Annotated in this window: 21 protein-coding genes and 1 riboswitch; of the genes, 8 read left to right on the forward strand and 13 right to left on the reverse strand. The window is 70.5% G+C overall.

The annotated features are described in order from the left end of the window. Positions 1-24: 24 nt before the first annotated feature. The 4 genes from LIV37_RS22385 to LIV37_RS22400 form a co-directional block, all read right to left on the reverse strand. Positions 25-474, reverse strand: coding sequence for an imidazolonepropionase-like domain-containing protein (locus tag LIV37_RS22385; protein ID WP_020869387.1), 450 nt, complete (start codon positions 472-474; stop codon positions 25-27). Continuing rightward, positions 474-1673, reverse strand: coding sequence for a cyclic dehypoxanthinyl futalosine synthase (mqnC, locus tag LIV37_RS22390; protein ID WP_020869388.1), 1200 nt, complete (start codon positions 1671-1673; stop codon positions 474-476). The genes LIV37_RS22385 and mqnC overlap by 1 nt, the downstream gene beginning before the upstream one ends. 125 nt (positions 1674-1798) lie before the next feature. After that, complete coding sequence (locus LIV37_RS22395) at positions 1799-3595, reverse strand: serine/threonine-protein kinase (protein WP_121824635.1); 1797 nt, start codon at positions 3593-3595, stop codon at positions 1799-1801. Positions 3596-3675: 80 nt separating this feature from the next. Next, the gene (locus LIV37_RS22400) at positions 3676-4494 is read right to left on the reverse strand and encodes a menaquinone biosynthetic enzyme MqnA/MqnD family protein (RefSeq protein ID WP_020869389.1); all 819 of its coding nucleotides are present in this window, start codon (positions 4492-4494) and stop codon (positions 3676-3678) included. 395 nt (positions 4495-4889) lie between these two features. Here LIV37_RS22400 and LIV37_RS22405 point away from each other — a divergent pair, with 395 nt between their 5' ends. Further along, positions 4890-5093, forward strand: coding sequence for a cold-shock protein (locus LIV37_RS22405; RefSeq protein WP_014054052.1), 204 nt, complete (start codon positions 4890-4892; stop codon positions 5091-5093). A gap of 132 nt (positions 5094-5225) precedes the next feature. On the opposite strand, the gene LIV37_RS22410 is transcribed toward LIV37_RS22405, so the two are convergent. Further along, entirely contained in the window at positions 5226-5675 is a 450-nt protein-coding gene (locus LIV37_RS22410) for a cupin domain-containing protein (RefSeq protein WP_020869390.1), read from the reverse strand. Positions 5676-5860: 185 nt separating this feature from the next. Between LIV37_RS22410 and LIV37_RS22415 the strand changes: the two genes are divergently transcribed. Then, positions 5861-6967 carry an AraC family transcriptional regulator gene (locus LIV37_RS22415; RefSeq protein WP_020869391.1) on the forward strand — a complete coding sequence of 369 codons (1107 nt, stop codon included), beginning with the start codon at positions 5861-5863 and terminating at the stop codon, positions 6965-6967. Positions 6968-7066: 99 nt separating this feature from the next. After that, entirely contained in the window at positions 7067-8236 is a 1170-nt protein-coding gene (locus tag LIV37_RS22420; RefSeq protein ID WP_020869392.1) for a lipase family protein, read from the forward strand. A 77-nt stretch (positions 8237-8313) separates the two neighbouring features. Here the strand turns inward: LIV37_RS22420 and LIV37_RS22425 are convergent, their stop codons facing one another. Beyond that, positions 8314-8928, reverse strand: a complete 615-nt coding sequence (locus LIV37_RS22425) for a TetR/AcrR family transcriptional regulator (protein WP_020869393.1) — start codon at positions 8926-8928, stop codon at positions 8314-8316. A gap of 222 nt (positions 8929-9150) precedes the next feature. Between LIV37_RS22425 and LIV37_RS22430 the strand changes: the two genes are divergently transcribed. Both LIV37_RS22430 and LIV37_RS22435 read left to right on the forward strand, forming a co-directional pair. After that, positions 9151-10167 carry an alpha/beta hydrolase gene (locus LIV37_RS22430; RefSeq protein ID WP_020869394.1) on the forward strand — a complete coding sequence of 339 codons (1017 nt, stop codon included), beginning with the start codon at positions 9151-9153 and terminating at the stop codon, positions 10165-10167. 8 nt (positions 10168-10175) lie between these two features. After that, positions 10176-10239: riboswitch (guanidine-III (ykkC-III) riboswitch) on the forward strand. A gap of 33 nt (positions 10240-10272) precedes the next feature. Further along, positions 10273-10593: a DMT family transporter gene (locus tag LIV37_RS22435; protein WP_020869395.1), complete on the forward strand. Its 321-nt coding sequence runs from the start codon at positions 10273-10275 to the stop codon at positions 10591-10593. 61 nt (positions 10594-10654) lie between these two features. Here the strand turns inward: LIV37_RS22435 and LIV37_RS22440 are convergent, their stop codons facing one another. Continuing rightward, positions 10655-10789, reverse strand: a complete 135-nt coding sequence (locus LIV37_RS22440) for a hypothetical protein (RefSeq protein ID WP_020869396.1) — start codon at positions 10787-10789, stop codon at positions 10655-10657. A gap of 67 nt (positions 10790-10856) precedes the next feature. On the opposite strand from LIV37_RS22440, the gene LIV37_RS22445 reads away from it, so the two are divergent. Further along, the gene (locus tag LIV37_RS22445) at positions 10857-12296 is read left to right on the forward strand and encodes a recombinase family protein (RefSeq protein WP_020869397.1); all 1440 of its coding nucleotides are present in this window, start codon (positions 10857-10859) and stop codon (positions 12294-12296) included. Positions 12297-12437: 141 nt separating this feature from the next. Here the strand turns inward: LIV37_RS22445 and LIV37_RS22450 are convergent, their stop codons facing one another. The 4 genes from LIV37_RS22450 to LIV37_RS22465 form a co-directional block, all read right to left on the reverse strand. Next, positions 12438-13841, reverse strand: a complete 1404-nt coding sequence (locus LIV37_RS22450; RefSeq protein ID WP_020869398.1) for a replication initiator — start codon at positions 13839-13841, stop codon at positions 12438-12440. Between the two features lie 282 nt (positions 13842-14123). Next, positions 14124-14321, reverse strand: a complete 198-nt coding sequence (locus tag LIV37_RS22455; protein WP_020869399.1) for a hypothetical protein — start codon at positions 14319-14321, stop codon at positions 14124-14126. Then, positions 14318-15631 carry an FtsK/SpoIIIE domain-containing protein gene (locus tag LIV37_RS22460; protein ID WP_020869400.1) on the reverse strand — a complete coding sequence of 438 codons (1314 nt, stop codon included), beginning with the start codon at positions 15629-15631 and terminating at the stop codon, positions 14318-14320. The genes LIV37_RS22455 and LIV37_RS22460 overlap by 4 nt, the downstream gene beginning before the upstream one ends. Beyond that, complete coding sequence (locus LIV37_RS22465; protein ID WP_020869401.1) at positions 15631-15990, reverse strand: SCO3933 family regulatory protein; 360 nt, start codon at positions 15988-15990, stop codon at positions 15631-15633. Before LIV37_RS22465 ends, LIV37_RS22460 begins: the two co-directional genes overlap by 1 nt. 168 nt (positions 15991-16158) lie before the next feature. Here LIV37_RS22465 and LIV37_RS22470 point away from each other — a divergent pair, with 168 nt between their 5' ends. After that, complete coding sequence (locus LIV37_RS22470; protein ID WP_020869402.1) at positions 16159-16929, forward strand: GntR family transcriptional regulator; 771 nt, start codon at positions 16159-16161, stop codon at positions 16927-16929. A gap of 433 nt (positions 16930-17362) precedes the next feature. Here the strand turns inward: LIV37_RS22470 and LIV37_RS22475 are convergent, their stop codons facing one another. Further along, a complete protein-coding gene (locus LIV37_RS22475) occupies positions 17363-17653 on the reverse strand; it encodes a hypothetical protein (protein WP_020869403.1) in 291 nt (96 codons plus the stop codon). 1052 nt (positions 17654-18705) lie between these two features. On the opposite strand from LIV37_RS22475, the gene LIV37_RS22485 reads away from it, so the two are divergent. Further along, entirely contained in the window at positions 18706-20058 is a 1353-nt protein-coding gene (locus LIV37_RS22485; RefSeq protein WP_121824632.1) for an NsdA family TPR-like regulatory protein, read from the forward strand. Between the two features lie 65 nt (positions 20059-20123). Here the strand turns inward: LIV37_RS22485 and LIV37_RS22490 are convergent, their stop codons facing one another. Then, positions 20124-21452 (reverse strand): dicarboxylate/amino acid:cation symporter, encoded by a 1329-nt coding sequence (locus LIV37_RS22490; RefSeq protein ID WP_020869404.1) that lies wholly within the window; start codon positions 21450-21452, stop codon positions 20124-20126. Between the last annotated feature and the right edge of the window lie 99 nt (positions 21453-21551).

Here is a 21551-nt window from a genome sequence, read left to right on the forward strand (position 1 = left end):
CCCCCGGCCGGGGCCCGGCGTGCCTCAGCGGCGCCGGTGCACCAGCCGCCCGGCCACCACCGTGGCGAGGCACGTTCCGTCCGCGTCGAAGACGGCCAGGTCGGCGCGGCCCGCCGGGGCGAGGGCGGGCGGGCGCGGCCGGTCCAGGACGGCGATGCCGCCCCGGTGGGCGGCCGCGCGCAGTTCGGCGTCGCCGAGGTGGTGGGCCAGGACGGCGGTCGCGCCCCGCCGCAGCAGGGCGTGGATCCGCTCCCGCGGGCTGGGCGCGTCCGGCACCGGGCCCTCGTGGACCAGGGCCGGACCGAGCTCCCCGGGCCACTCCCGCACCCGGGCCCGCGGATAGGTCTCGCGCAGCTCCGCCAGGGGGCCGATGGCCGTGATGCGGTCGCCGTCGACCGCGACGGCGGCGTCGTGCAGCGGCGCCGCGTCGCCGGGGGTGACCCGGACGACGGGCGCCGCGTGGAGCGTGAGCATCAGGACGCCTGGATCACCGTCAGCTCGGGGTGGGCCGTGCCACCGTCGATCGCCGTCGAGGACAGGTGCGAGACGACGTGGTCGTCGACCGGGTCGTTCGCCGGGTCGTCGTGCACCACCAGGTGCTCGTACGTCGTGGCGCGCTGTGCGGGGACCCGCCCGGCGGCGCGGATGAGGTGGAGCAGCTCCATCCGGTTGGACCGGTGGCGGGCGCCCGCCGAGGAGACCACGTTCTCCTCCAGCATCACCGAGCCGAGGTCGTCCGCCCCGTAGTGCAGGGCCAGCTGGCCGGCCTCCTTGCCGACGGTCAGCCAGGAGCCCTGGATGTGCGCCACGTTGTCGAGGAACAGCCGGGCGATGGCGATCATCCGCAGGTACTCGAAGACGGTGGCCTGCGTCTGGCCCTTCAGATGGTTGTTCTCGGGCTGGTAGGTGTACGGGATGAAGGCGCGGAAGCCGCCCGTCCGGTCCTGCACGTCGCGGATCATGCGGATGTGCTCGATCCGCTCGGCGTTGGTCTCGCCGGTGCCCATCAGCATGGTGCTGGTGGACTCCACGCCGAGGTTGTGGGCGATCTCCATGATCTCCAGCCAGCGCTCACCGGACTCCTTCAGCGGCGCGATGGCCTTGCGCGGCCGCTCCGGGAGCAGCTCGGCGCCCGCGCCCGCGAAGGAGTCGAGGCCGGCCGCGTGGATGCGGCGGATGGCCTCCTCGGCCGAGACGCCCGAGATCCGCGCCATGTGCTCGACCTCGGACGCCCCCAGCGAGTGGATCACCAGCTGCGGGAACGCCTGCTTGATCGCCGCGAAGTGCTTCTCGTAGTACTCCACCCCGTAGTCCGGGTGGTGGCCGCCCTGGAACATGATCTGCGTGCCGCCCAGCTCGACGGTCTCCGCGCAGCGGCGCAGGATGTCGTCGAGGTCGCGGGTCCAGCCCTTCGCGGTGTCCTTCGGAGGGGCGTAGAAGGCGCAGAACTTGCACGCCGTCACGCAGACGTTGGTGTAGTTGATGTTCCGTTCGATGATGTACGTCGCGATGTGCTCGGTGCCCGCGTAGCGACGGCGCCGGACCGTGTCGGCCGCGGCCCCCAGCGCGTGCAGCGGAGCCGAGCGGTAAAGGTCGAGCGCCTCTTGTGGGGTGATCCGGCCCCCGTCGGCGGCGCGGTCGAGGAGTGCCTGCACCTCTGCGTTTGCGGTCACCGGGGCGTACCTTTCGGAGGTTTATGGATGGACCGACCCAGAGTACGCCAGGGCCTGTACGGCTGTACGAGTACGTGTCAGGCACATCCGTAACCCCGGCACCCGCCGCATCCGTCGCTCCGCGCTCATTTGAGCTTGCGGAGGGTGCCCGTGGGATCGCCTGCCTGTTCGTCCTTCGCCTGGTAGCTGATCGTTCCGTCGGACGTGAGGGTGAACTGCTCGTCCGTGGAGGCGTCGCTGCACCCCTGCTGGGGCTCGGAGCCCTTGAGGCGCGCGTCGAGGTGGAGCTGTTTCGGGGCCGCCGAGACCAGCTTCCATGTGAAGTCGCAGCGCAGTACCGACAGCTTGACCCGGCCACTGGCGACCTCCCGCCCGGTGGGCCCCTGCCGGAAGGTGATGGTCAGGGCGCCCACCGGGATGCCCGAGTCGGAGGTCAGATCGCCCTGCCAGGTGCCGATGAACGCCTTGGACACATCACCCTTCTCGGATCCGGTGTCCCCGGCTCCCGGCTGCCGCTCCGTGGCGGACGGACGGGGTTTGGCGCCGGCGTTCTGGTCGGAACTGTCGTCGGAGCCGCCGGGGAGCACCTGGAAGAGCACGGCGGCGGTCGTCGCGGCGGCCAGCGCGCCCGCGACGGACAGCACCAGCGTGCAGCTCAGCGCCTTGGGGCGCTTCTTACCGCCGACGGCGGCGGAGAGCGAGACGCTGCGGCCGCCGCCCGGCTTCGACGGCGGCGGGGCGGGGAGCGGGTGGGCGGCGGACCGGTCCTCCCCCCGCGGCCTGTCGGCGTACGACTGCGGCCTGTCGGCGTACGACGGGTCGGGCGGGCCGAAGGCGCCCAGCACGGGCGCGGCCGGTCCCGGGGCCGGGGTGGGCGGCGGGGTCGGACGGTCCTCGGCGGGCGGGGCGGCGTCGGAGGGCTCGGCGGGCGGCTCCGTGACGGGCCACCCGGCGCCGGACGGCCGGGCATCGGCCGGCCGGGCATCGGCCGACTCGGGCGCGGACGGCGGGGCCACGGCCTCCGCCTCCAGGTCGAGCAGCTCCACCACCCGCCGGCTCACCCGCTCGACCAGCGCCCCCGGCAGCCAGCCCGGCCGCGCCAGCCCCGAGGCGCCGTCCTCCGGGGCGAGGCGCCGCACGATCTGCTCGGGGGTGGGGCGGTCGGCCGGGTTCTTGGCGAGGCACGCGGCGACCAGATCGCGCAGCTCCCCGGTCAGCTCGCGGCCGAACCGGGGCTCGTCGTGCACCACCTTGTACAGCAGCGCGGCCGAGGTGTCGCCCGGGAACGGCGGTTCACCGGTCGCCGCGTACGCCAGCACCGCGCCGAGCGAGAAGACATCGGCCGCGCCCTCGACGTTCTCGCCCAGGATCTGCTCGGGCGCCATATAGCCGGGCGAGCCGATGGAGGCGCCGGTCGAAGTCAGCGACACCGTGCCCTCGGTGGCCCGGGCGATACCGAAGTCGATCAGCCGCGGACCGTCGAGCGCGAGCAGCACATTGGACGGCTTGACGTCGCGGTGGACCAGGCCGAGGGCGTGCACCGCGGCCAGTGCCTCGGCGAGCCCCGCGCCCAGCGCCCGCACCGACGACTCGGGCAGCGGCCCCTCGTCGGTCACGGCCTGGTTGAGCGGAGGGCCCGCCACATAGCCGGTGGCCACCCACGGAATGCGTGCTTCCGGGTCGGCGTCCAGGACCGGTGCGGTGAAGGCACCGCCGACCCGGCGCGCGGCGTCGACCTCGCGCCGGAAACGGGCGCGGAACTCCTCGTCCAGCGCGAAATGGGCGTGCACGACCTTCACCGCGACCGTGCGCCCGCCCGCGCTTCGGCCCACAAAGACCCGGCCCATACCGCCCGAACCGAGCCGACCGAGCAGCCGATAGGCGCCGATGACCTGCGGATCGTCCGCTCCCAGCGGATCCATCGCGTTGCCTCCCCCTCCGTGCGCCGGTCCAGCTTAGGGGGTGTTCCGGCCATCCACCGCAGGTCGTGCGGCCGGGGAGGTCAGCTCAGCAGCTCGACCCGGACGTCCGCGGGGTACCCGGTCGTCGGCCCCGTACGGCGGGCGAACTCGGCGATGCCCTCCAACTGCGCCTGGCCGAGGCTGAAGTCGAGGGTGGTGAAGTACCGCTCCAGCACCGACGCCTCGAGTTGCTCCCAGCGCGCCGCCTGCTCGGCGACCTTGCCGACCTCCTCCAGCGAGAGGTTCCGCGAGGACAGGAACGCCTCGTGGACCTGCCGGACGATCTCCGGCTCCCGCTCCAGGTACTCGCGGCGGGCGGCCCACACCGCGAAGACGAAGGGGAGTCCGGTCCACTCCTTCCACATCTGGCCCAGGTCGTGGACCCGCAGGCCCAGCCGGGGCGCGTCATGGAGGTTGGCCCGCAGCGCGGCGTCGCCGATCAGCACCGCCGCCTCGGCCTCCTGCATCATCAGGCTGAGGTCGGGTGGGCAGGTGTAGTAGTCGGGGGCGAGTCCGTACCGCTCGGCGAGCAGCAGTTGGGCCAGGCGTACGGAGGTGCGCGAGGCGGAACCGAGTGCGACGCGCGCCCCGTCAAGCTGCTCGAGCGGCAGCTGCGAGACGATCACACAGGACATGACGGGCCCGTCACAACCCACCGCGATGTCCGGGAGCGCGACCAGATCGTCGGCATTGCGCAGATACTCCACCAGGCTGATCGGGCCGATGTCGAGATCGCCGCGGACCAGCAGGTCGTTCAGGGCGTCGGGAGACGCCTTGGTGAGGTCGAAATCCAGGAGGGATCCGGTCCTGGCGAGGCCCCAGTACAGCGGCATGCAATTGAGGTACTGGATGTGCCCCACTTTTGGCCGACTCAGCCGATGGCCGCCGGGCGGTCTGAGGCTTTCTGAGGCGTCCTGTGTACTCCGCGAGGGGGAACTCGGTGAATTGTCCACGTCTCGGAGGCTAGCCCCGCTCGCCCCGGGTAATGGCGGCGGGGTGGTCGGCCGGCCTTGCGCTGACCGACCGGTAAGCGCTCGACCTGCGATCTTATCCATCCTGGAGGCCAGGGAAACCCCTCGTTTTCGTGATCTTCGGCTCTTTCCTCGTGCACACGGAGCGTGCTAGGCTCGCCGCAAGTTGCAGTTTGGTTTCCTTGCAGTACAGAGCCTGCGGAGCATGTAACCGCAGGCTTTTGTAGTTTTCAGACTTCTTGCAGGTTCTGGAGCAGGGCAACCCTTTGGCCCAAGGAGGGCTTATGGCTACCGGAACCGTCAAGTGGTTCAACGCCGAGAAGGGCTTCGGCTTCATCGCCCAAGACGGCGGCGGCCCCGATGTCTTCGTTCACTACTCCGCGATCAACGCGACCGGCTTCCGTTCTCTCGAGGAGAACCAGGCCGTGACCTTCGACGTCACTCAGGGCCCGAAGGGCCCCCAGGCGGAGAACGTCAGCCCCGTCTGATCAAGCAGCACCACCCAAGGAGCCCTGCTCCCCGCCCAGCGGGGAGGCGGGGCTCCTGCCTTTTGGGGCTCCTGCCTTTGGGGCCCGTGGTTTCGGAGCCTGTGGCTCTCCGGGACCTGTGCCCGGATGTGATCAGTCCTCCAGCAGCCGGAAGTCGGCGAAGTCGAAGCCCGGGGAGACCACACAACTCACCAGGACCTCCTCGTCCGTCTCCGGACGGGCCGCCTGCCAGACGCCCGGCGGGATGACGACCTGGGGGCGCTGGCCGGAGGCGACATCGGGGCCCAGGAGCACCTCGGTTGGGGCCGCCGCCTCCGGGGTGTCGCCCGTACCGCCCAGCCGGAGCCGCAGCGGGCCGCCGCTGTGCCACAGCCACAACTCGGCCGAGCGCACCACATGCCAGCGGGACTCCTCACCGGGAGTCAGCAGGAAGTAGATCGCCGTGGCGGTCGCGCGCTCGCCGTCGTACCCCGGCGGCCGCACCGTGACATCGCTGCGCCAGGTCTCCCGGTACCAGCCGCCCTCCGGATGGGGCTCGAGACCGAGCCATTCGGCCGTCGCGGGCCGTCGGGTCGTGGCCATGTCGTTCCCCGCTCTCACACGTCCGTCCGGGCCCGTCGAGGATAGCCCGTGGGGACCGCACGCCCTTCTCCAGGCGCTCATACCGCCCCTGAAGCGCTCATGTCGTCCTTACGGTGCTCACGGCGCGTAGGGGCCCGGCGACGCACCGCTGACGCGGCGCGCCCGCTCGGGCTACGGTTTTGCCCATGGGGCACGGGCGGCGGACGGTGACGGTGCACCATGTGCGGGCCGCGCTGCGCGGTGCGCAGCGGCTCGGCCTCGACACCGTCCCCCTTCTCCAGCGGGCCCGGATACCCCCACTGCTGCTCACCGACGACCGCGCCCGCGTCTCGCCCGAGCAGTTCGCCCGGCTGGTGCGCGCCCTGCACCGGGCCACGGGGGACGAGTTCCTGGGGCTGGGGACCATCCGCAGCCGGCCCGGCACCTTCGCGATGATGTGCTACGCCTCCCTGGGCTGCCCCGACCTCGGCACGGCGGTGGAGCGCGGCGCCCGCTTCTACCGGCTCTTCCCGGGCGGCCCCAATCTGGCCCTGGAGCGCGGCGCGGGCCGGGGCCGGGAGGCGGTGTTCGCCCTGCGCGGCGGACTGGGCCCGCATGAGGACGCCCTCACGGCGGCCGAGAGCCATATCGTCGCCGAATGGCTCATGCTCATCTGGCACCGGGTCGCGGGCTGGCTGATCGGGCGCCGGATCCCGCTGCTGTGGGCCCAGTTCGCGTATCCCCCGCCCCCGTACGCCGAGGACTACGAGCCCTTCTTCGGCTGCCCGCCCCGCTTCGGGGCACCGCGCACCGCGGCCGGTTTCGACCGCCGCTGGCTGACCGCCCCCGTCGTCCAGGACGAGTCCACGCTCCAGACGCTGCTGCGGCACGCGCCCGCCGGGCTGCTCAGCCGCCGCGACTACGGCACGACCGTCGCCGAGCAGGTGCGGCACGCGCTCACGGGCGCGCTGCGGACGCGCGGCGGCCCGGCCGACGTGCCGGGGTGGCGGCCAACTCGCGCCCGGCACACCGCGCGGCTCCCGGAGTTGCCCGAGGTCGCCGCCCGGCTGGCGGTCAGCCCGGCCACGCTGCGGCGGCGGCTGCGCGAGGAGGGCACGTCCTTCCAGGAGCTCAAGGACACCGTGCGGCGTGACGAGGCGGTCAGCAGCCTGGCCGAGGGGGGCGAGCCCATCGCCGATCTGGCCCTGCGGCTGGGCTTCTCCGAGGACACGGCGTTCCACCGGGCATTCCGGCGCTGGACCGGGACAACACCGGGCGCATACCGACATGAGACGTGGAGTCAGCACATCTGAGCGCCGCGGTCAGCCACAGACACCCCGCTCGTCCCTACGGTCCTCGCAGAGCGACTCAGCATCGCCAAGGCGCACCGCCCGCACCGTTGGGAGAGCCGTATGCGCGTCCGCACCACCGTGCTCGCCAGCCTCGCCGCCCTCGCCCTGACCTCGGCGCTGCCCGCCGCCCCGGCCGCCGCCGCTTCGGGCACCCCGGCCGCCGGCACCGGCAGACCCGGTGACATCGTCACCTCCGCCCCCACCGTCTTCCACACCCGGCCCGGGGTGCCGACCGCCACCAAGGCATGGCACATCACCTACCGTTCGACCACCGCCACCGGCCGCCCCGACGTCGTCTCCGGCACGGTCCTCGTCCCCGACGACGGCAAGCGGGGCTCCCGGCCGCTCCTCACCTGGGGCATCGGCGCGGTCGGCCTCGCCGACGACTGCGCGGTGTCCGGCCGCTTCCCGCGGGGCACCTCGAGCGAGGCCCAGCTGATCGACCTCGCGCTGCGCCGCGGCTGGGCCGTGGCCGTCACCGACTACGAGGGCCTGGGCACCCCGGACGACCACACCTATACGGCCGGACGGTCCGAGGGCCATGCCGTCCTGGACGCGGCGCGCGCCGCCCAGCGGCTTCCGGAGGCCGGGCTCTCACCGGACGCGCCCGTGGGCATCATGGGCTACTCCCAGGGCGGCCAGGCGGCCGGCTGGGCCGCCGAACTGCATGCCTCGTACGCCCCCGAGCTGCGGCTCAAGGGCACGGTAGCCGGAGGCGTGCCCGCCGACCTCCCCACGACGCTGGAGTACAACGACGGCGGACCGGGCGCCGGGCTCGCCCTTATGGCGCTCACCGGACAGGACGCGGCCTTCCCCGCGCTGCGGCTCGACTCGTACCTCAACGACCGGGGCCGCGGCTATGTGGACTTCATGCAGCGGAACTGCGTGTCGCTCAGCACCATCGGCGGGCTCTTCCAGCACAGGTCCGAGGTGACCGTAAGGGACCCATTGGCCAGCCCGGCCTGGCAACTGGCGCTCCGCGCCTCCTTCTTGGGCACCCGCTCCCCCGACCGTCCCGTCTACCTCTACCAGGGCACGCTGGACGAGCTGATCCCGTACCGGGTCGGCGCTGCGCTGCGCGACCGCTGGTGCGCCCGGGGAGTGCCGGTGGAGTGGAAGGACTACCCACTGGACCATGTCACCACGGCGGTGACCGGGATACCGACGGCCCTGGAGTGGATGGCCGGACGGCTGGCGGACGAGCCGAGGCGGGGCGACTGCGCCGCATGAGGCCCGGCGGACGGGCCCGGCGCGGGGTAACCGCACCGTGTGGGCCCGGCTGACACCGTGGGACGCCGCCCCACCCGTCAGCCGACCCGCTCGGGCGACCACCCGTGCCCCTGGAGCAGATTCCCCAGCCCGGCCCAGGCGAAGTTCATCAGGGTGGCCGCGGCCTCCTTGGCCGACGGCCCACCCGCTCGCCCGTCCGCCGTCCAGTCCGCGAGCGACTCGGCCGCGCCCACCAGCGCGTGCGCGAGCCCGGACACCTCGGTGCCCGCGAGGGTCCGGGCGCGCGCCTCTCCGCGGGCCTGCTCCCGCGCCGCCGCGCCTATCAGCTGCGTCACGAACTCCACGATCTCCGCCCGCATCGCGACCACTTCGCGGGCGAAGGACCGCCCCTGCGTACGGGCCTGCACATGCAACAGCGTCCAGCCGTCGGGATGTTGGGCCGTGTGCGCGAAGAAGCCGCTCAGCCCGCTCCACAACTGCCGGTCGGCGGGCGCGTCCCGCTCCACGGCGGCCCGGACCGCCGTCACCAGCGCCGCCGCCTCCCGCCGTATGCACGCCGTGAACAGCTCGTCCTTGGAGTTGAGGTAGAGATAGACCAGCGGTTTGGAGACCCCGGCCAGCTCGGCGATGTCGTCCATCGAGGCGTTCTGATAGCCGCTGCGCGCGAAGGCCCGCACCCCCGCGTCCAGCATCTGCTGCTCCCGCACCGCCCGTGGTACGCGCTTGCTCCCCGTCGCCCCGCCCACGCAGGCCGCCCCCTTCGATCGTGCCCCCGCACACATATCGCGGACAAGCCTACGTGGGACCACCGTCAGCGCTCTTGCCACGGCCGCCCGACGACATCAAAGTTTCAACTGACCACGCACCGTGCCCCGTTCAGCTCCGTAACGCAGTGCCGCGAAGGAGAACGAACGATGCCGAACCGCCGTCGCACGCTCGCCGCGCTGACCGCGCTGGCCGCCGCACCGCTCCTCCCCGCCCGCGCGGAAGCCCGTTCCCCGGAGCCCGGCTCCTCGAAGGCCCGGTCCCCGGAAGACCCTGCCGGACGCACGGCGTCCACCCGACCGCGCCTCGTCGCCGCCCAGCGCGTCGACGAGCGCGTCCTGGACCTGACGATCGACTCGCCCGCCCTGGGCCGCGAGGGCCACGCCCGCGTCCTGCTCCCCACCGGCTACGACCGCAGACCCCACCGCCGCTGGCCCGTCCTCTACCTGCTCCACGGCTGCTGCGACCCGGGCCCCGGCTGGGAGGCATGGACCCGCAACACCGATGTCGAGGCCATCACCGCCGCCACCCCGGCCCTGATCGTCTCCCCCGAGGGCGGCCCCGCCGGCTTCTACTCCGACTGGTGGAACGGCGGCCACTACGGCCCACCCGCCTGGGAGACCTTCCACCTGGCCGAGCTGCGCCCCCTGCTGGAGCGCGCCCTGCGGGCCAACGGCCGCCGGGCGATCGCCGGGCTGTCCATGGGCGGCTTCGGCGCCCTCTCCTACGCCGCCCGCCACCCCCGCCTCTTCCGCGCGGCGGCCTCCTTCAGCGGCGTCATCCACACCACCCTGGACCCCGCCGGCGTCCAGGCCATCCTTACCGGCCAGGGCGCCGACCCGACGGCCCTCTGGGGAGACCCCACCGCCCAGTCCGCGCTCTGGGACGCCCACAACCCGTACGCCCTCGTCCCCCGGCTCCCCCGTGGCTACCCGCTCTACGTCGCCTGCGGCAACGGCACCCCGGGCCCCCTCGACCCGCCGGGCCGCCCCGAGGACGGCCTGGAGCGCGGCCTCGGCGAGATGGCCCAGCGCTATGTGCGCCGCGCCCGCGCCCGCGGCCTGGACATCACCGCCCACCTCTACGGCCCCGGCACCCACACCTGGCCCTACTGGGAACGCGAACTCACCCGCGCCCTCCCCCTGCTCACCGCCCGGCTCGTCTGACGCGGGAGGTTTGCTACGGTCGGGAGGACCCGACGAGACGCGCCGTACCGGGACCCGCAAAGACGACGCACCCCCGTAATCGAGAGACTTCACGGAGGTGCCGTCATGGCATGGGTCCTGCTGCTCACGGCCGGGCTGTTCGAGATCTGCTGGTCGATCGGCATGAAGCTGAGCGACGGCTTCACCCGGCTGTGGCCCAGTGTGTTCACCGTCGCCGGTCTGATCGTGAGCATGGGGCTGCTGAGCGTGGCGGTGAAGAGCCTGCCCATCGGCACGGCCTACGGCGTCTGGGTCGGCATCGGCGCGGTCGGCACCGCCCTGCTGGGCATGCTCCTCTTCCACGAACCGGTCACCCCGGCCCGGATCTTCTTCCTGCTCCTGCTGCTGGTCGCCATCGTGGGCCTGGAGGCCACGGCGGGCGAGTGAACGGCACGGTGCCCCCGGACCGAGGAGAGGTCCGGGGGCACCGCCTGTCGCCCGGCAGGTGTTACGCGGCGGCCAGCTGGGGCTCCGGCTCGTCGTGGTCGTCCAGCGGCGAGGCGCTGGCGTGGGCGTACGCCTCGTGGTCGAGGATCTTCTCGCGAGCCGAGACGATCACCGGTATCAGCGACTGCCCGGCCACGTTCGTAACCGCTCCCCGAGTATGTACGTTGCTCAGTGCGGGAGCGGCCAACGGAGGGGACACGAACATGGCCAGGCCGACGCGGGTGGGGATCTACGTCCGCATCAGCAAGGACCGCAAGGGGCAGGAACTCGGCATCCAGCGCCAGGAGAAGGCGTGCCGCGAACTGTGCGAGCGGATGGGGTGGGGCGTACTCAAGGTCTACCCGGAGAACGATACGTCGGCGTCGACGACGAGCAAGCGGCGGCGTCCCGCGTACACCGAGATGCTGCGCGACGCCCGCGAGGGGCTGATTGACGGCATCGTCGTCTACTCGATCGACCGTCTGACGCGCCGCATCACCGAGCTGACGTACTTCCTGGAAGAGCAGAAGGAACACGGTTTCGCCTTCGCCACGACAGAGGGCGAGGACACAGCGACCGCGAACGGGCGCATGATCCTGACGATCAAGGGCGCAGTAGCCCAGCAAGAGACTGAGCGCATGTCGGAACGGGTCAACAACTCCCTGCTCCAGCGTCGCGAGCAGGGCAAGCCCCACGCCGGTGGCAGCCGTCTGTTCGGCTTCAAGGAAGGGTCGAACTTGCAGGAGGTGGAGCCCGGGGAGGTGGAACTGATTCGCCTCGGCTACCAAATCCTCCTGGACCGGGGCACGCCCGGAGATGTGGCCCGTGCGTGGAACGAGCGAGGGGCACGGACCCCGGAAGCCGGAACCGCCTGGGACATCCAGAAGGTCAAGAGGGTGTACCGCTCGGAGCGCATCGGCGGCATCGTCTCCTACAAGGGGCAGGACATCGGAGACAGTGTCTACCCCCACCCGCTCACGCGGGAGGAGTGGGAGAACGTACAGACCATCCTTGACAGCCGTGCCACTCCCGCCCGGAAGGGCTCCGGGAAGCGAAAGCACCTGTACTCAGGCTTCCTGAAGTGCGGACACTGCGGATCGACCATGCGGATTCAGTGGGCGACCATCCAGGGGCGCACCTTCCGTCGGACGGCCTGCCACTCCTCCCAGGTCGGGGCCAATGGCGAGAGAGGATGCGGCAAGGTCATTCGTCGCTTGGACTGGATCGAGGCTCGTATCAATGAGGTAGTAGAGGCCGCGCTGGCGAAGCGGAGGCCGCAGGCGCAGGCAGCACCCTCCGAAGACCTGTCTGGCGAGATCAAGATCTTGGAGGAACGCATCCGAGGGCTGCGCAATCGTTGGAAGGAGGGACGGATGGAGGACGAGGACTACTACGACTCGTTGACCCACCTCCGCAGCGATCTGCAAACGCTCCGGACTCGCGAAGCGGCTTCGGTCGTCAGGGAGACCCGCACCGAGACTGATGCCCTGGCCGTGTGGAAGGACGAGGACATGCAGAACCTCGAACGCCGCCGGGCCATCGTGGCGAGTGTCATCGATCACGTCGAGGTCTTCAGCGTGGGCAGGGGGCGGAAGAAGCCTCCCGAGCTCGGCTCGATCAGGATTTGGCCGGTCGGGGCCGAGCCGGATGGTTCGCAGGGTTGATCTTCTTCACTTGATCGGCAAGGTAACCGTCCACCACGGCCGATAGCCGAGCGTCGTAGTCCGGCGGCGGTATCCACCGGGCCAGGATCTCGGCGATCCACTCCGGCGGCTCCTGAGGGTTGGTGCCTGTGGCAGGTTCTGTCACAGGCACCCGCCCCACTCCCGGCACGCGTCCCTGGCGGCTTCGCGGTTCAAGGCCAGGTCTTCAGCGATCCCAGCGGCGATGAGGGCCGCGCCGGGGGTGTGGCCGGAGCCGACGTAACGCCAATGGGCTTCCGTGATCAGGTCGGGATCGGCAAGTTCGGTCCCGCCAGATTGGTGGTCGGCTCGTTCGGCGCGCAGTGCGGTGTAGGTGGTGGAGTAGGCGCGGGATTTGGTGAGGATGTGGCCCCGGTAGCCGAGCGTGTGAGCCCAGGCGCGTAGCCGTAGCGGTTCCAGTTCGGGGAGGCCGCCGAGGCGCCAGCAGGCACGCATGAGGGCGCGCACGTGTGCCGACACGGGGGCGGCTGTGATGTCGTCGGGGGTGGTGATCTGGTGGTCGAGTCCGGCCCCGGTGTCGGTGGCCCCTTTGGTGACGTACTTGGCAACGTAGGCGGCTACCGCGTCATCAGCCAGGCCCTCACCGCTGCCGAAGGCCCGCAGCGGCCGGGCGTCGAGTTCGGCGCCCCAGCGCAGTTCGTGTTCCCCCAGGGCCGCGCTGAAGGGGGTACGGAGGCGTACGGCCGCAGCTGCGGTGCGGACCACGGCCGTGAGCACGTCGGCCGTTGCCCAGGCCGGGGGCGGATCATCCGGCCCGCGTGCGCCATCGAGCCGCACCACAGCGTGGATGTGGACGGCTGCGCGCTGTTGGTACTCGGCGACTTTGGCGTAGGAGATGCGCAGGCTGCGCCGCAGGCCGGTACGCGTGCGGCCGACGCGGGCCGCCAGGTGGTTGTACAGGTTGTCGGTGAACGCCTTCCACAGCCGTCCCGCGTGCGCGTGCCACAGGACGTGTGCCGGGTAGTCGTAGCAGTCGGGGCACAGCGGCTGTCCGGTGAGCGGGTCGTCTGCGTCGTGGACGGCCGGGCAGCCGAGGGGACGGCCGTGATCGCACCGCCCGCCGTCGCGTCGCGGTCGGCAGCGCTGGCCGTCGGCGGTGACGTGGTGGACGGGTCCGAAGCTGGGGGCCGTGAGGGTGAGGAAGAGCCGGGGCCGCTCCCGTACGTCCGCCGGTACGGTCTTGCCGCCGACGAGTCCGGTACGCACCAGGTGGAAGGTGTCGCCCGCGTGCAGGCGGGAGCAGGGGGCGCAGACGGTTTGGCGGCGGTTGCGGCAGCGGATCAGAAGCCGTTCGCCAGGCTCATCGCGGGTGTCGTAGTGGTGCAGTACCTCACCGGTGAGCGTGTTGCAAGTGGTGGTCGAGCCGGTGAGGTGGATCGGGTGAGCGCAGCCGCCGGTAGTGGCGATCTGCTCTACCCAGCGGTCGAAGCGGGGATCTTGGACTAAGCGGATCAGGTCTTGGTCAACTTCGGAGAGCTGACGCAGGCGCGCCGCACGGTCGAGCACGGCGCGCCTGTCAGCCGAGGTGATCTCGGCGGTGATGGTGGGGACCTCCCAGGGTGGGCCGCCGCAGCGGCACGGATGGATGTGGATGGGTGGGTGTCGTCCATGGCGATCACTCCCGTTCGTGAGCGGGGCCTGGTGGTGTGGGTTAGCGGATGGTGCCGGTGCCTCGGCAGCAGCGGCAGCGCCGCCGTCGGCCGGTGCGGGTCCTGCGGTAGCGCTCCCCCTTGCAGACGGGGCAGCGGACACGACGCATGGTCATCTGGTGGGGCCTCCCGAGAGTGTCTAGCCGTTGTGGGCGAAGCCGGAGAGGAGCCAGTTCACGAGGCCATCGGCGGTGAAGATGACGGGTGTCTGGCCCAGGTACATGCCGAACAGACCGATCAACAGCGCTTCCCACCACCGCACCTCACGGGAGCGGACCAGCAAGACCGTGGCGAGCCCGAACAGCAGCGCCAGCGGAAGAGCCGCAGACTCGCTCATGCGCTCTCACCTCCGTCCAGGTCTTCCAGGGCACGGGCGACCCCGGGCAGACGGAACGCCAGCCCCGCGTACTCGGCCGCCGTCACCTGGGCGGCGGCGGGGGTGGTCAGGTGAGACCGCCCGCGCATCCAGCCGCCTGTACCGCCCGTGGTTACGGCGACGCCCTGTTCGGCTTCCCCGATGGACTGCGCCACCGCCACGGCATCCTTGTTCAGGTCACCCAAGGTCATCTCGGCCGTTCCCGGATCGTTGACCCGATGGCAGACGCGGCCGCTCAGCTGGGCCCGCAGCGCCGTCACCCCCGGCCCGAGATCGGAGCCGACCCGCTGTCCGGCCACCACCAGATGCACCCCCAGCGCCGCCCCGAGTTGCGCCAAGCGGAGCAGATAGGTCGAGCACTGCTCAGCCTCGGCCCGCTGTTCCCTGGCCCCGTTGGTCAGGTACAGCTCGGCCATCTCATCCACGACCACGACCACCGGCACCGGGCGTTCCTTCTCCGGGAGCTCCCATATGGAGCGCGCCCCAGTCGCACGGCACGTGCGCATCCGGTCCTGGACATCGACCACCAGTGCCCCGAGCACGGCGACCGCTTCACTGCGGCAGGTAGCCAGAGCCGAGAGCCGCTGGGCGAACAGCCCCAGTTCCATGCCGCCTTTGCAGTCGATACCGACGATGGCGACGGGTTGCGGGGCCAGCTCGGTGATCAGCCGGGCGATCAGGGTGGACTTGCCCGTCCGGGTTGCGCCGACGATCAGCCAGTGCGGCACCTGGCGGAAGTCGATCACCCACGCGCCACCGGTCTCCAGCGCGCCGACCACCGCCGACAGCAGCGACCCAGGCACCTCCCCCGTGGGCTGCTCGGGGTGTTCCAGCGGATCAGCCGCCGTCGCGGTGATCAGCACGACGCCGCGTTCGGGAGAGACGACCCGCACCGCGTGCACCCGCCAGGCGTGCGCTAACGCCTCAGCCGCCGCCAGGAACGGAGCCGGAGTCTGCCCCGGATGCAGCCGCACCCGCACCGACAGCCCGTTCGGCAGCGGGCGGGGGATGGAGCAGCGGGGGGCGTGGGAGCGCAAGGGGTCCCCCTTGACTGCCAGGTCACCCAGCAGGCGACGGTTGGGCTTGTGGGAGACAGTGAGGTCATTGAGGTGAGCGACCTTGCGCCAGGTGACCATCACCCGCAGCGCGGTATGCGGGTACCCGGTCACGTACCAGCGCCAGTTGGGCCACCGCTCCGGCAGACGGGTGGCGAAGGCGAGCGTCCAGGCCAGTGCCACCAGCGCGAGGGGCAGGAGAAGCTGACTCAACATCACGCGCCACCTCCCTTACCCGCCGCCGTTGCCGACGAGGCGGAGGCCGGTACGGGGGTGATGGCAGCGGCGCGGAAGCTGATGCCGTGACGGTCGCCCATGGCCCAGGCGAACGCCTCCAGGCCCGTCACCCGCACCTCAGAGCCCTCCACGACTCCCTTGGGCTCTCCGGGGACGGCGATTTCGATCACCGAGACGCGCCGCCCGTCCTGCCGCACCGTCACGGCGACGGTGTAGATCGTGTTGCCGTCCCGGTCCTTCTTGACCTCCTTGCTCTCAAAGTCCGCGATCTTCGGTTCAGGCCCGACCGCGCACCGCAGTACGCCGAGTCGGGTGGTGTCCACAGGGATGGACTGCATGGGTTGTGGGCCTCCTTGACCAGTCAGACGCCACACGTCACGTGACGTCACTCGTGCTTACGAGTTTCGACTATGCCTGCCTTGACGGCGGGAGGCAAGTACTTATGCTTACGAGTGACATCAGCTCACGTCAGAACCGCAGACGACAGGTGACGAGGAGAGCCCGGCATGGGAGAGATCCAACGCCCCGGAGCGCTGTACCAGCAGGTAGCAGCCGAGATCCGCAGCGGCATCGCCGCAGGCGAGTACAAGCCCGGGAGCCCGCTCCCCTCAGAGGCCCAGCTCATCGAGCGCTACAAGGTCAGCCGCCCCACCGTCCGCAAGGCCATCGCCGCACTCCGAGCCGAAGGACTCATCGAAGTCATCCACGGCAAAGGCAGCTACGTCCGCGCCCTGCCCGCCCCGGCGGTCACCATCGAGCGCACCATCACTCGCAGCGGCAAGACTTTCCGCACCGGCCACCACGCATGGGAGCGGGCCGAGACTCCGGCCATCTACCGCACTGCGACGACCGCGATCACGGGCCCACTGCTCGAACTCGCCGAGGGGGAAGCCCTCTTCGGCGTTGACCGACTGCTGACCGACCCCGACACCGGAACCCGCGCACTACACAGCGTGCTGATCCCGCTCGCCACCGCCGACCAAGCCGAGCAGTTGGCAGAGGCTCCGGACACCGAACCGGAACAGATCTACGCCATTCTCACCGCCGCCGGACTCAAACTCACCTGGCACGAAACCGTGAGCGCCCGCATGCCCCTGCCCGACGAGCGCAGCACCCTGGACATCCCCGACGCGACCCCGATCCTCCACACCGCCCGCGTCACCCACGGCACCGACGACCGCCCGCTGATCCTCGAAGAACTCCGCGCCAGCGCCGACCGCGCCCAACTCGGCTACCGCGTCACCGCCGACAGCCCCCGCCAACTCCGCGCCGTCTGAGCCCCCGAGCGGCGAGGTGTCGAAACCTGTCTTCACTTACTCAAGGGCGCGCCTTGCGGCGCGCCGGGCGGTCTGGCCGCCCCGCCGGGCTGCGGCGTGGCCGCCGGTCCCGTCGGACGCCCACCGCCCGCACGGGTCAGCGCACCCGTGATCGTTCGCCGAGGAGCCGACCGCCGTTCGGGGCGAGGGCGTTGTGGCTGGGGCCGACGGCCTACGCGGCTTTTAGGCAGCCACCACGGGGCGAGCCTCTAAGAACAGGGGGCCGATCGGTCGCAAACGCGGGCAGGATCACAGACCCGCCCGATTCGCCGGGCCAGCGTAAGGCCCCCTGTTCTCTCGCCCCGTGGCAGCTCCCGCCCAAAAGCCGCTACGGCCAGCGGCGTGCCCACAGCGCGCCGATCCAGCACCGCACGCCCGCCACCGGCCACCCCGATCAGCCCGCCCTGCCCAGCCGGGCCGCCGTCACCCGCGCCAGCATCGCCACCTCACGCGCCGACGCCGCCGACAGCTCAAGCCGCACCACCCCGGAGCCGTCCGTGCCCGAAGCGGCACGCAGCCGCAGCCCTGCCGCCTCCACGCCGACGAGGCTCAGCGCGTCGCCCAGCTCGGCCGCAGCCTCCCTCGCATCCCGCCAGCCGCTCAGGTAGTCCACCCCGCGCACCCATATCCCCGCCTCCAGGTCTGCCGCCTCACCGTCGAACCCGTCGTCCCCAGGGCCGCACATTGGTCAAGTTCCCTTCTCTGCAAGCCACCTGACAAAGCCTCACCCGGGCACGTCGAGCGGAAGCACGACGACAGCCCCGGTACCATCGGGCACCGGGGTTCGTGATCGATCCCCAGCCGGACCACCCCAGGAGCTGACCAGGCGCAGGGGTGGTCCGGTGTTGCTTCTTCAGTTGTTGCGCGTGATTCCGTCCGAACCGACCTCAGTACTTCTGTCGGCCGCCCGGGTAACGAACCGGCTTACGGCACTCCGGCGCATCCTCAGGCGCAGGCTCACCGCCGAGCGCGTAACACAAGGCGGCATGCAACTGCTCTGCCTCCGCCACCGTCAGCACCAGCGGCGCAAGCGCGAGGTGCCTTCCGCAGCGGGCCACCGCCAGAGGCAGCACAAGGTGGCCGTCCTTTTCACGGCGCAGACCCCGCCCCGGCACTGGACCGACGTGCCACTCCTTCGAGGCCCCGGGCAGAGCCCTACTCATTCGGCCTCCCGCTCTCATGCGCAGAAGGGCCATCGGGGCGATCGTGCGGCTCACCGTCAGATAAGGCAGGCAGCCGCCCGCCCCGGCTTTCGGCGACCCTCAGTGTGTCCCGCAGCCCTTCACACAGGCGCTTGACCAAGAACCGCATCTCAACCTCGCCCGCTTGGGGGTCAGCAAGCAACATGCCCGCGCGGCCCAGGAGTTCAGATGCGGTGTGGAGTTGTACTGCCTCCATCTCGTCAGCCAGTTGCGACAGAGGACTGTCGCTGTCATCCGTCACCAGGTAACAGGGCCGCCCTGCCGTGTTCGGCCACGGCAGTAAACGAGGCCGCTTATTCATCGCGTGGTCACGTTGCCGGGTTTCCCTCGCGTTCACGACACGGACCGCCGTCTCTGATCACATCTGCCGAGACCCTCCCGGCAGGGTGACCCGAGGTTGCACCCCAGGTCCCGGCCGTCGCTCCCCCCTCTTGGGGACCCCCCTCGTGGGTACACTCGCGAGACGAGAGGGCACACAGATCAGAACGAAGATCGGACCAGAAGAGACGTAGGTCAATCACGATGGGGAAGTGAGATGACCGAAGCTGCACCGACACCGGCAGCTCTGCCGCCTCATGTACTAGAGCGCGCAGACGTGCGGTCGGCGATCGCCAACCATGACTTCGGCGAAGTCTTCAGACTGGCCAAGATCCACGGAAACATCAGCTACGCCAAGATCGCCGAGGCCGTCGGCTACAAGCGCGAGCACATCGGCAAGATGGCCCGGCCCGAGACCGACGGCAAGGGCGCTCGCCCACGGATCACTCAGTTCCACAAGATCCTTGAAGTGGTGGACGGTCTACGCATCCCCGGTCACCTCGCGGGAGTCGCCCCGCGCCCCTGGGAGCTGGAGCGACCCGCCAGGACCACTCACCTGGAAGATCCAAGCACCCTGATCTCACAGGGGGGCGCTGGCATCTGGGATATCGCGGAGATGCTGCGGCGCACGGAGATGTCCAGTATCAACAGCGCGGCCCTGGAATCGATCGAGGAAGGCATTGACCAACTGGCCCGTGCCTACCCCTACGCCGATGCCGACTACCTGCACGACCGCACCCGGAACGGCTTGCAATACGTCACCAAGCAGCTCGAAGGCCGGATGACCCTCCGCCAGCACCGGGAACTCCTCGTGGACACCGGATGGCTGTTCCTGCTGAACGCGTGCGTCCAGTACGACCGGGGCCAGCGCGAGGCCGCCAATCTCAGCAAGGCCGCCGCACTCCGGATAGGCGAGGAGGCAGGGCACAGCGAGATCAAGGCTTGGGCGTGGGAGATCGAAGCGTGGTTCGCCCTGACACAGAGCCGTTGGCAAGACATGCTCGATGCTGTCGAGGCCGGACACACGGCGGACCAGACACATTCTGTCGGCGTCCAGCTCTACGCCCACAAGGCACGCGCCGCCGCGCGCATGGGAGACGCCCGACTCGTACGCCAGTCCCTCGACGCCGGGCGTGCCAGGCTGGACCGACTTCCCAGGCCGGACCACCCCGAACACCACTTCATCATCGACCCGGACAAGTGGGACTTCTACGAGATGGACGCCTACCGTCTCCTCGGAGACGACGAGCGCGCCGCCACCCACGCCCGCTCAGTGATCCGCATCAGCACTGGCCCTGACGGCACCGAGATCTCTCCCATGCGCGCCGCAGAAGCCCGACTCACGCTCGGAGTCGCCGCCGCCCGCACGGGCGAGATCGAAGAAGCGATCGGCATGGGCACCACGGCCCTGGAAGCCGACCGCAAGTCCCTCCCGTCGCTGCTTTTAGTCGCCGACGAGTTGGACAAGGAACTGCGCGCCAGGTACCCGCGCGAGGCCGCTGCACGCGACTTCCATGAGCAGATCATGACCATCAAGCGCGGCACCGCCAGACCCGAACTTCCGTTCTGAACCCAGCGCACATGATCAGGGCCCCGCATCCTCATGGAGCGGGGCCCTGATCATGTGTGGGCAGGCTAGGCAGCAGCCGCGACCGGCTGCGGCTCGACGTCCGCGTCCTTCACGTCCACGCCCTTCACGTTGTTGTACGCGTCACGATCGAGGATTCCCTCACGCGCGGCCACCACCAACGTGCATACTGATTGTCCAGCAACGTTGGTGGCGGTCCGCATCATGTCCAGGACCGGGTCGATGGCCATCAGCAGGCCGACGCCCTCCAGGGGGAGGCCCAGGGTGGAAAGGGTCAGGGTCAGCATGACCGTGGCGCCCGTAAGGCCGGCGGTGGCGGCGGAGCCGATCACCGAGACGAAGGCGATCAGGAGGTAGTCGCCGACGCCGAGGTTCACGTCGAAGATCTGGGCGATGAAGATGGCGGCGATCGCCGGGTAGATCGAGGCGCAGCCGTCCATCTTCGTCGTCGAGCCGAAGGGCACCGCGAAGGAGGCGTACTCCTTGGGAACGCCCAGCCGCTCGGTGACCTTCTGGGTCAGCGGCATGGTACCGACCGAGGAGCGGGAGACGAAGGCGAGCTGGATGGCGGGCCAGGCGCCCTTGAAGAAGTTCAGGGGGTTGACCTTGGCGACCGTCGCGAGCAGCAGCGGGTAGACGCCGAACATCACCAGCGCGCAGCCGATGTAGATGTCGGCGGTGAAGGTCGCGTACTTGCCGATCAGGTTCCAGCCGTAGTCGGCGATGGCGGTGCCGATGAGGCCCAGGGTGCCCAGCGGGGCGAGGCGGATGACCCACCACAGGGCCTTCTGGAGCAGTTCGAGCACCGACTGGCTCAGGGTGAGGATCGGCTGGGCCTTCTCGCCGAGCTGGAGGGCGGCGACGCCCGCGACGGCGGCGATGAAGACGATCTGCAACACGTTCAGCTCGGTGAACGGGGTGATGACGTCCGTCGGCACGATGCCGGTGAGGAAGTCCAGCCAGGAGCCCGCGTGGTCGGGCTTGGCGCCGTCCTTGGGGGTCAGGTCGGTGCCCGCGCCCGGGTTGGTCACCAGGCCGATCGCCAGGCCGATGGCGACGGCGATGAGCGAGGTGGCCATGAACCACAGCAGGGTGCGGGTCGCCAGCCGGGCGGCGTTGTTGACGTTCCGCAGATTGGTGATCGAGATCAGGATCGCGAAGAACACCAGCGGGGCGACGGCCAGCTTCAGCAGCTGGACGAAGATGGTGCCGATCTTGTCGAGCGTGGTCACCAGCCAGCCGACATCACCGCTGCGGGCGATCCAGCCGAGCACCACACCGAGGACGAGGCCCAGCAGTATCTGCGCCCAGAAGGGCACCTTGGGCAGGCGGAAGGACGACGACCCCTGGGGGGACGCCTTGAGGGCGGACGACAACGGACACACTCCGGTGGAGGTAAGAGGGGGAGAAAGCCAGGAGTCCGTACGGGATCTCCGGCCGCTGTGCGCGAGATGGATCAGCGGCGACGACAGGCC

Source organism: Streptomyces rapamycinicus NRRL 5491, from assembly GCF_024298965.1.
GTDB classification, from domain to species: domain Bacteria; phylum Actinomycetota; class Actinomycetes; order Streptomycetales; family Streptomycetaceae; genus Streptomyces; species Streptomyces rapamycinicus.

Excerpts from the sequence above, each read along its gene's own strand:
- LIV37_RS22385 (WP_020869387.1), bottom strand. The coding sequence starts at position 474 with ATGCTCACGCTCCACGCGGCGCCCGTCGTCCGGGTCACCCCCGGCGAC.
- LIV37_RS22395 (WP_121824635.1), bottom strand. The coding sequence starts at position 3,595 with ATGGATCCGCTGGGAGCGGACGATCCGCAGGTCATCGGCGCCTATCGG.
- LIV37_RS22405 (WP_014054052.1), top strand. The coding sequence starts at position 4,890 with ATGGCTACCGGAACCGTCAAGTGGTTCAACGCCGAGAAGGGCTTCGGC.
- LIV37_RS22410 (WP_020869390.1), bottom strand. The coding sequence starts at position 5,675 with ATGGCCACGACCCGACGGCCCGCGACGGCCGAATGGCTCGGTCTCGAG.
- LIV37_RS22415 (WP_020869391.1), top strand. The coding sequence starts at position 5,861 with ATGGGGCACGGGCGGCGGACGGTGACGGTGCACCATGTGCGGGCCGCG.
- LIV37_RS22420 (WP_020869392.1), top strand. The coding sequence starts at position 7,067 with ATGCGCGTCCGCACCACCGTGCTCGCCAGCCTCGCCGCCCTCGCCCTG.
- LIV37_RS22425 (WP_020869393.1), bottom strand. The coding sequence starts at position 8,928 with ATGCTGGACGCGGGGGTGCGGGCCTTCGCGCGCAGCGGCTATCAGAAC.
- LIV37_RS22430 (WP_020869394.1), top strand. The coding sequence starts at position 9,151 with ATGCCGAACCGCCGTCGCACGCTCGCCGCGCTGACCGCGCTGGCCGCC.
- LIV37_RS22435 (WP_020869395.1), top strand. The coding sequence starts at position 10,273 with ATGGCATGGGTCCTGCTGCTCACGGCCGGGCTGTTCGAGATCTGCTGG.
- LIV37_RS22445 (WP_020869397.1), top strand. The coding sequence starts at position 10,857 with ATGGCCAGGCCGACGCGGGTGGGGATCTACGTCCGCATCAGCAAGGAC.
- LIV37_RS22455 (WP_020869399.1), bottom strand. The coding sequence starts at position 14,321 with ATGAGCGAGTCTGCGGCTCTTCCGCTGGCGCTGCTGTTCGGGCTCGCC.
- LIV37_RS22460 (WP_020869400.1), bottom strand. The coding sequence starts at position 15,631 with ATGTTGAGTCAGCTTCTCCTGCCCCTCGCGCTGGTGGCACTGGCCTGG.
- LIV37_RS22465 (WP_020869401.1), bottom strand. The coding sequence starts at position 15,990 with ATGCAGTCCATCCCTGTGGACACCACCCGACTCGGCGTACTGCGGTGC.
- LIV37_RS22470 (WP_020869402.1), top strand. The coding sequence starts at position 16,159 with ATGGGAGAGATCCAACGCCCCGGAGCGCTGTACCAGCAGGTAGCAGCC.
- LIV37_RS22475 (WP_020869403.1), bottom strand. The coding sequence starts at position 17,653 with ATGTGCGGCCCTGGGGACGACGGGTTCGACGGTGAGGCGGCAGACCTG.
- LIV37_RS22485 (WP_121824632.1), top strand. The coding sequence starts at position 18,706 with ATGACCGAAGCTGCACCGACACCGGCAGCTCTGCCGCCTCATGTACTA.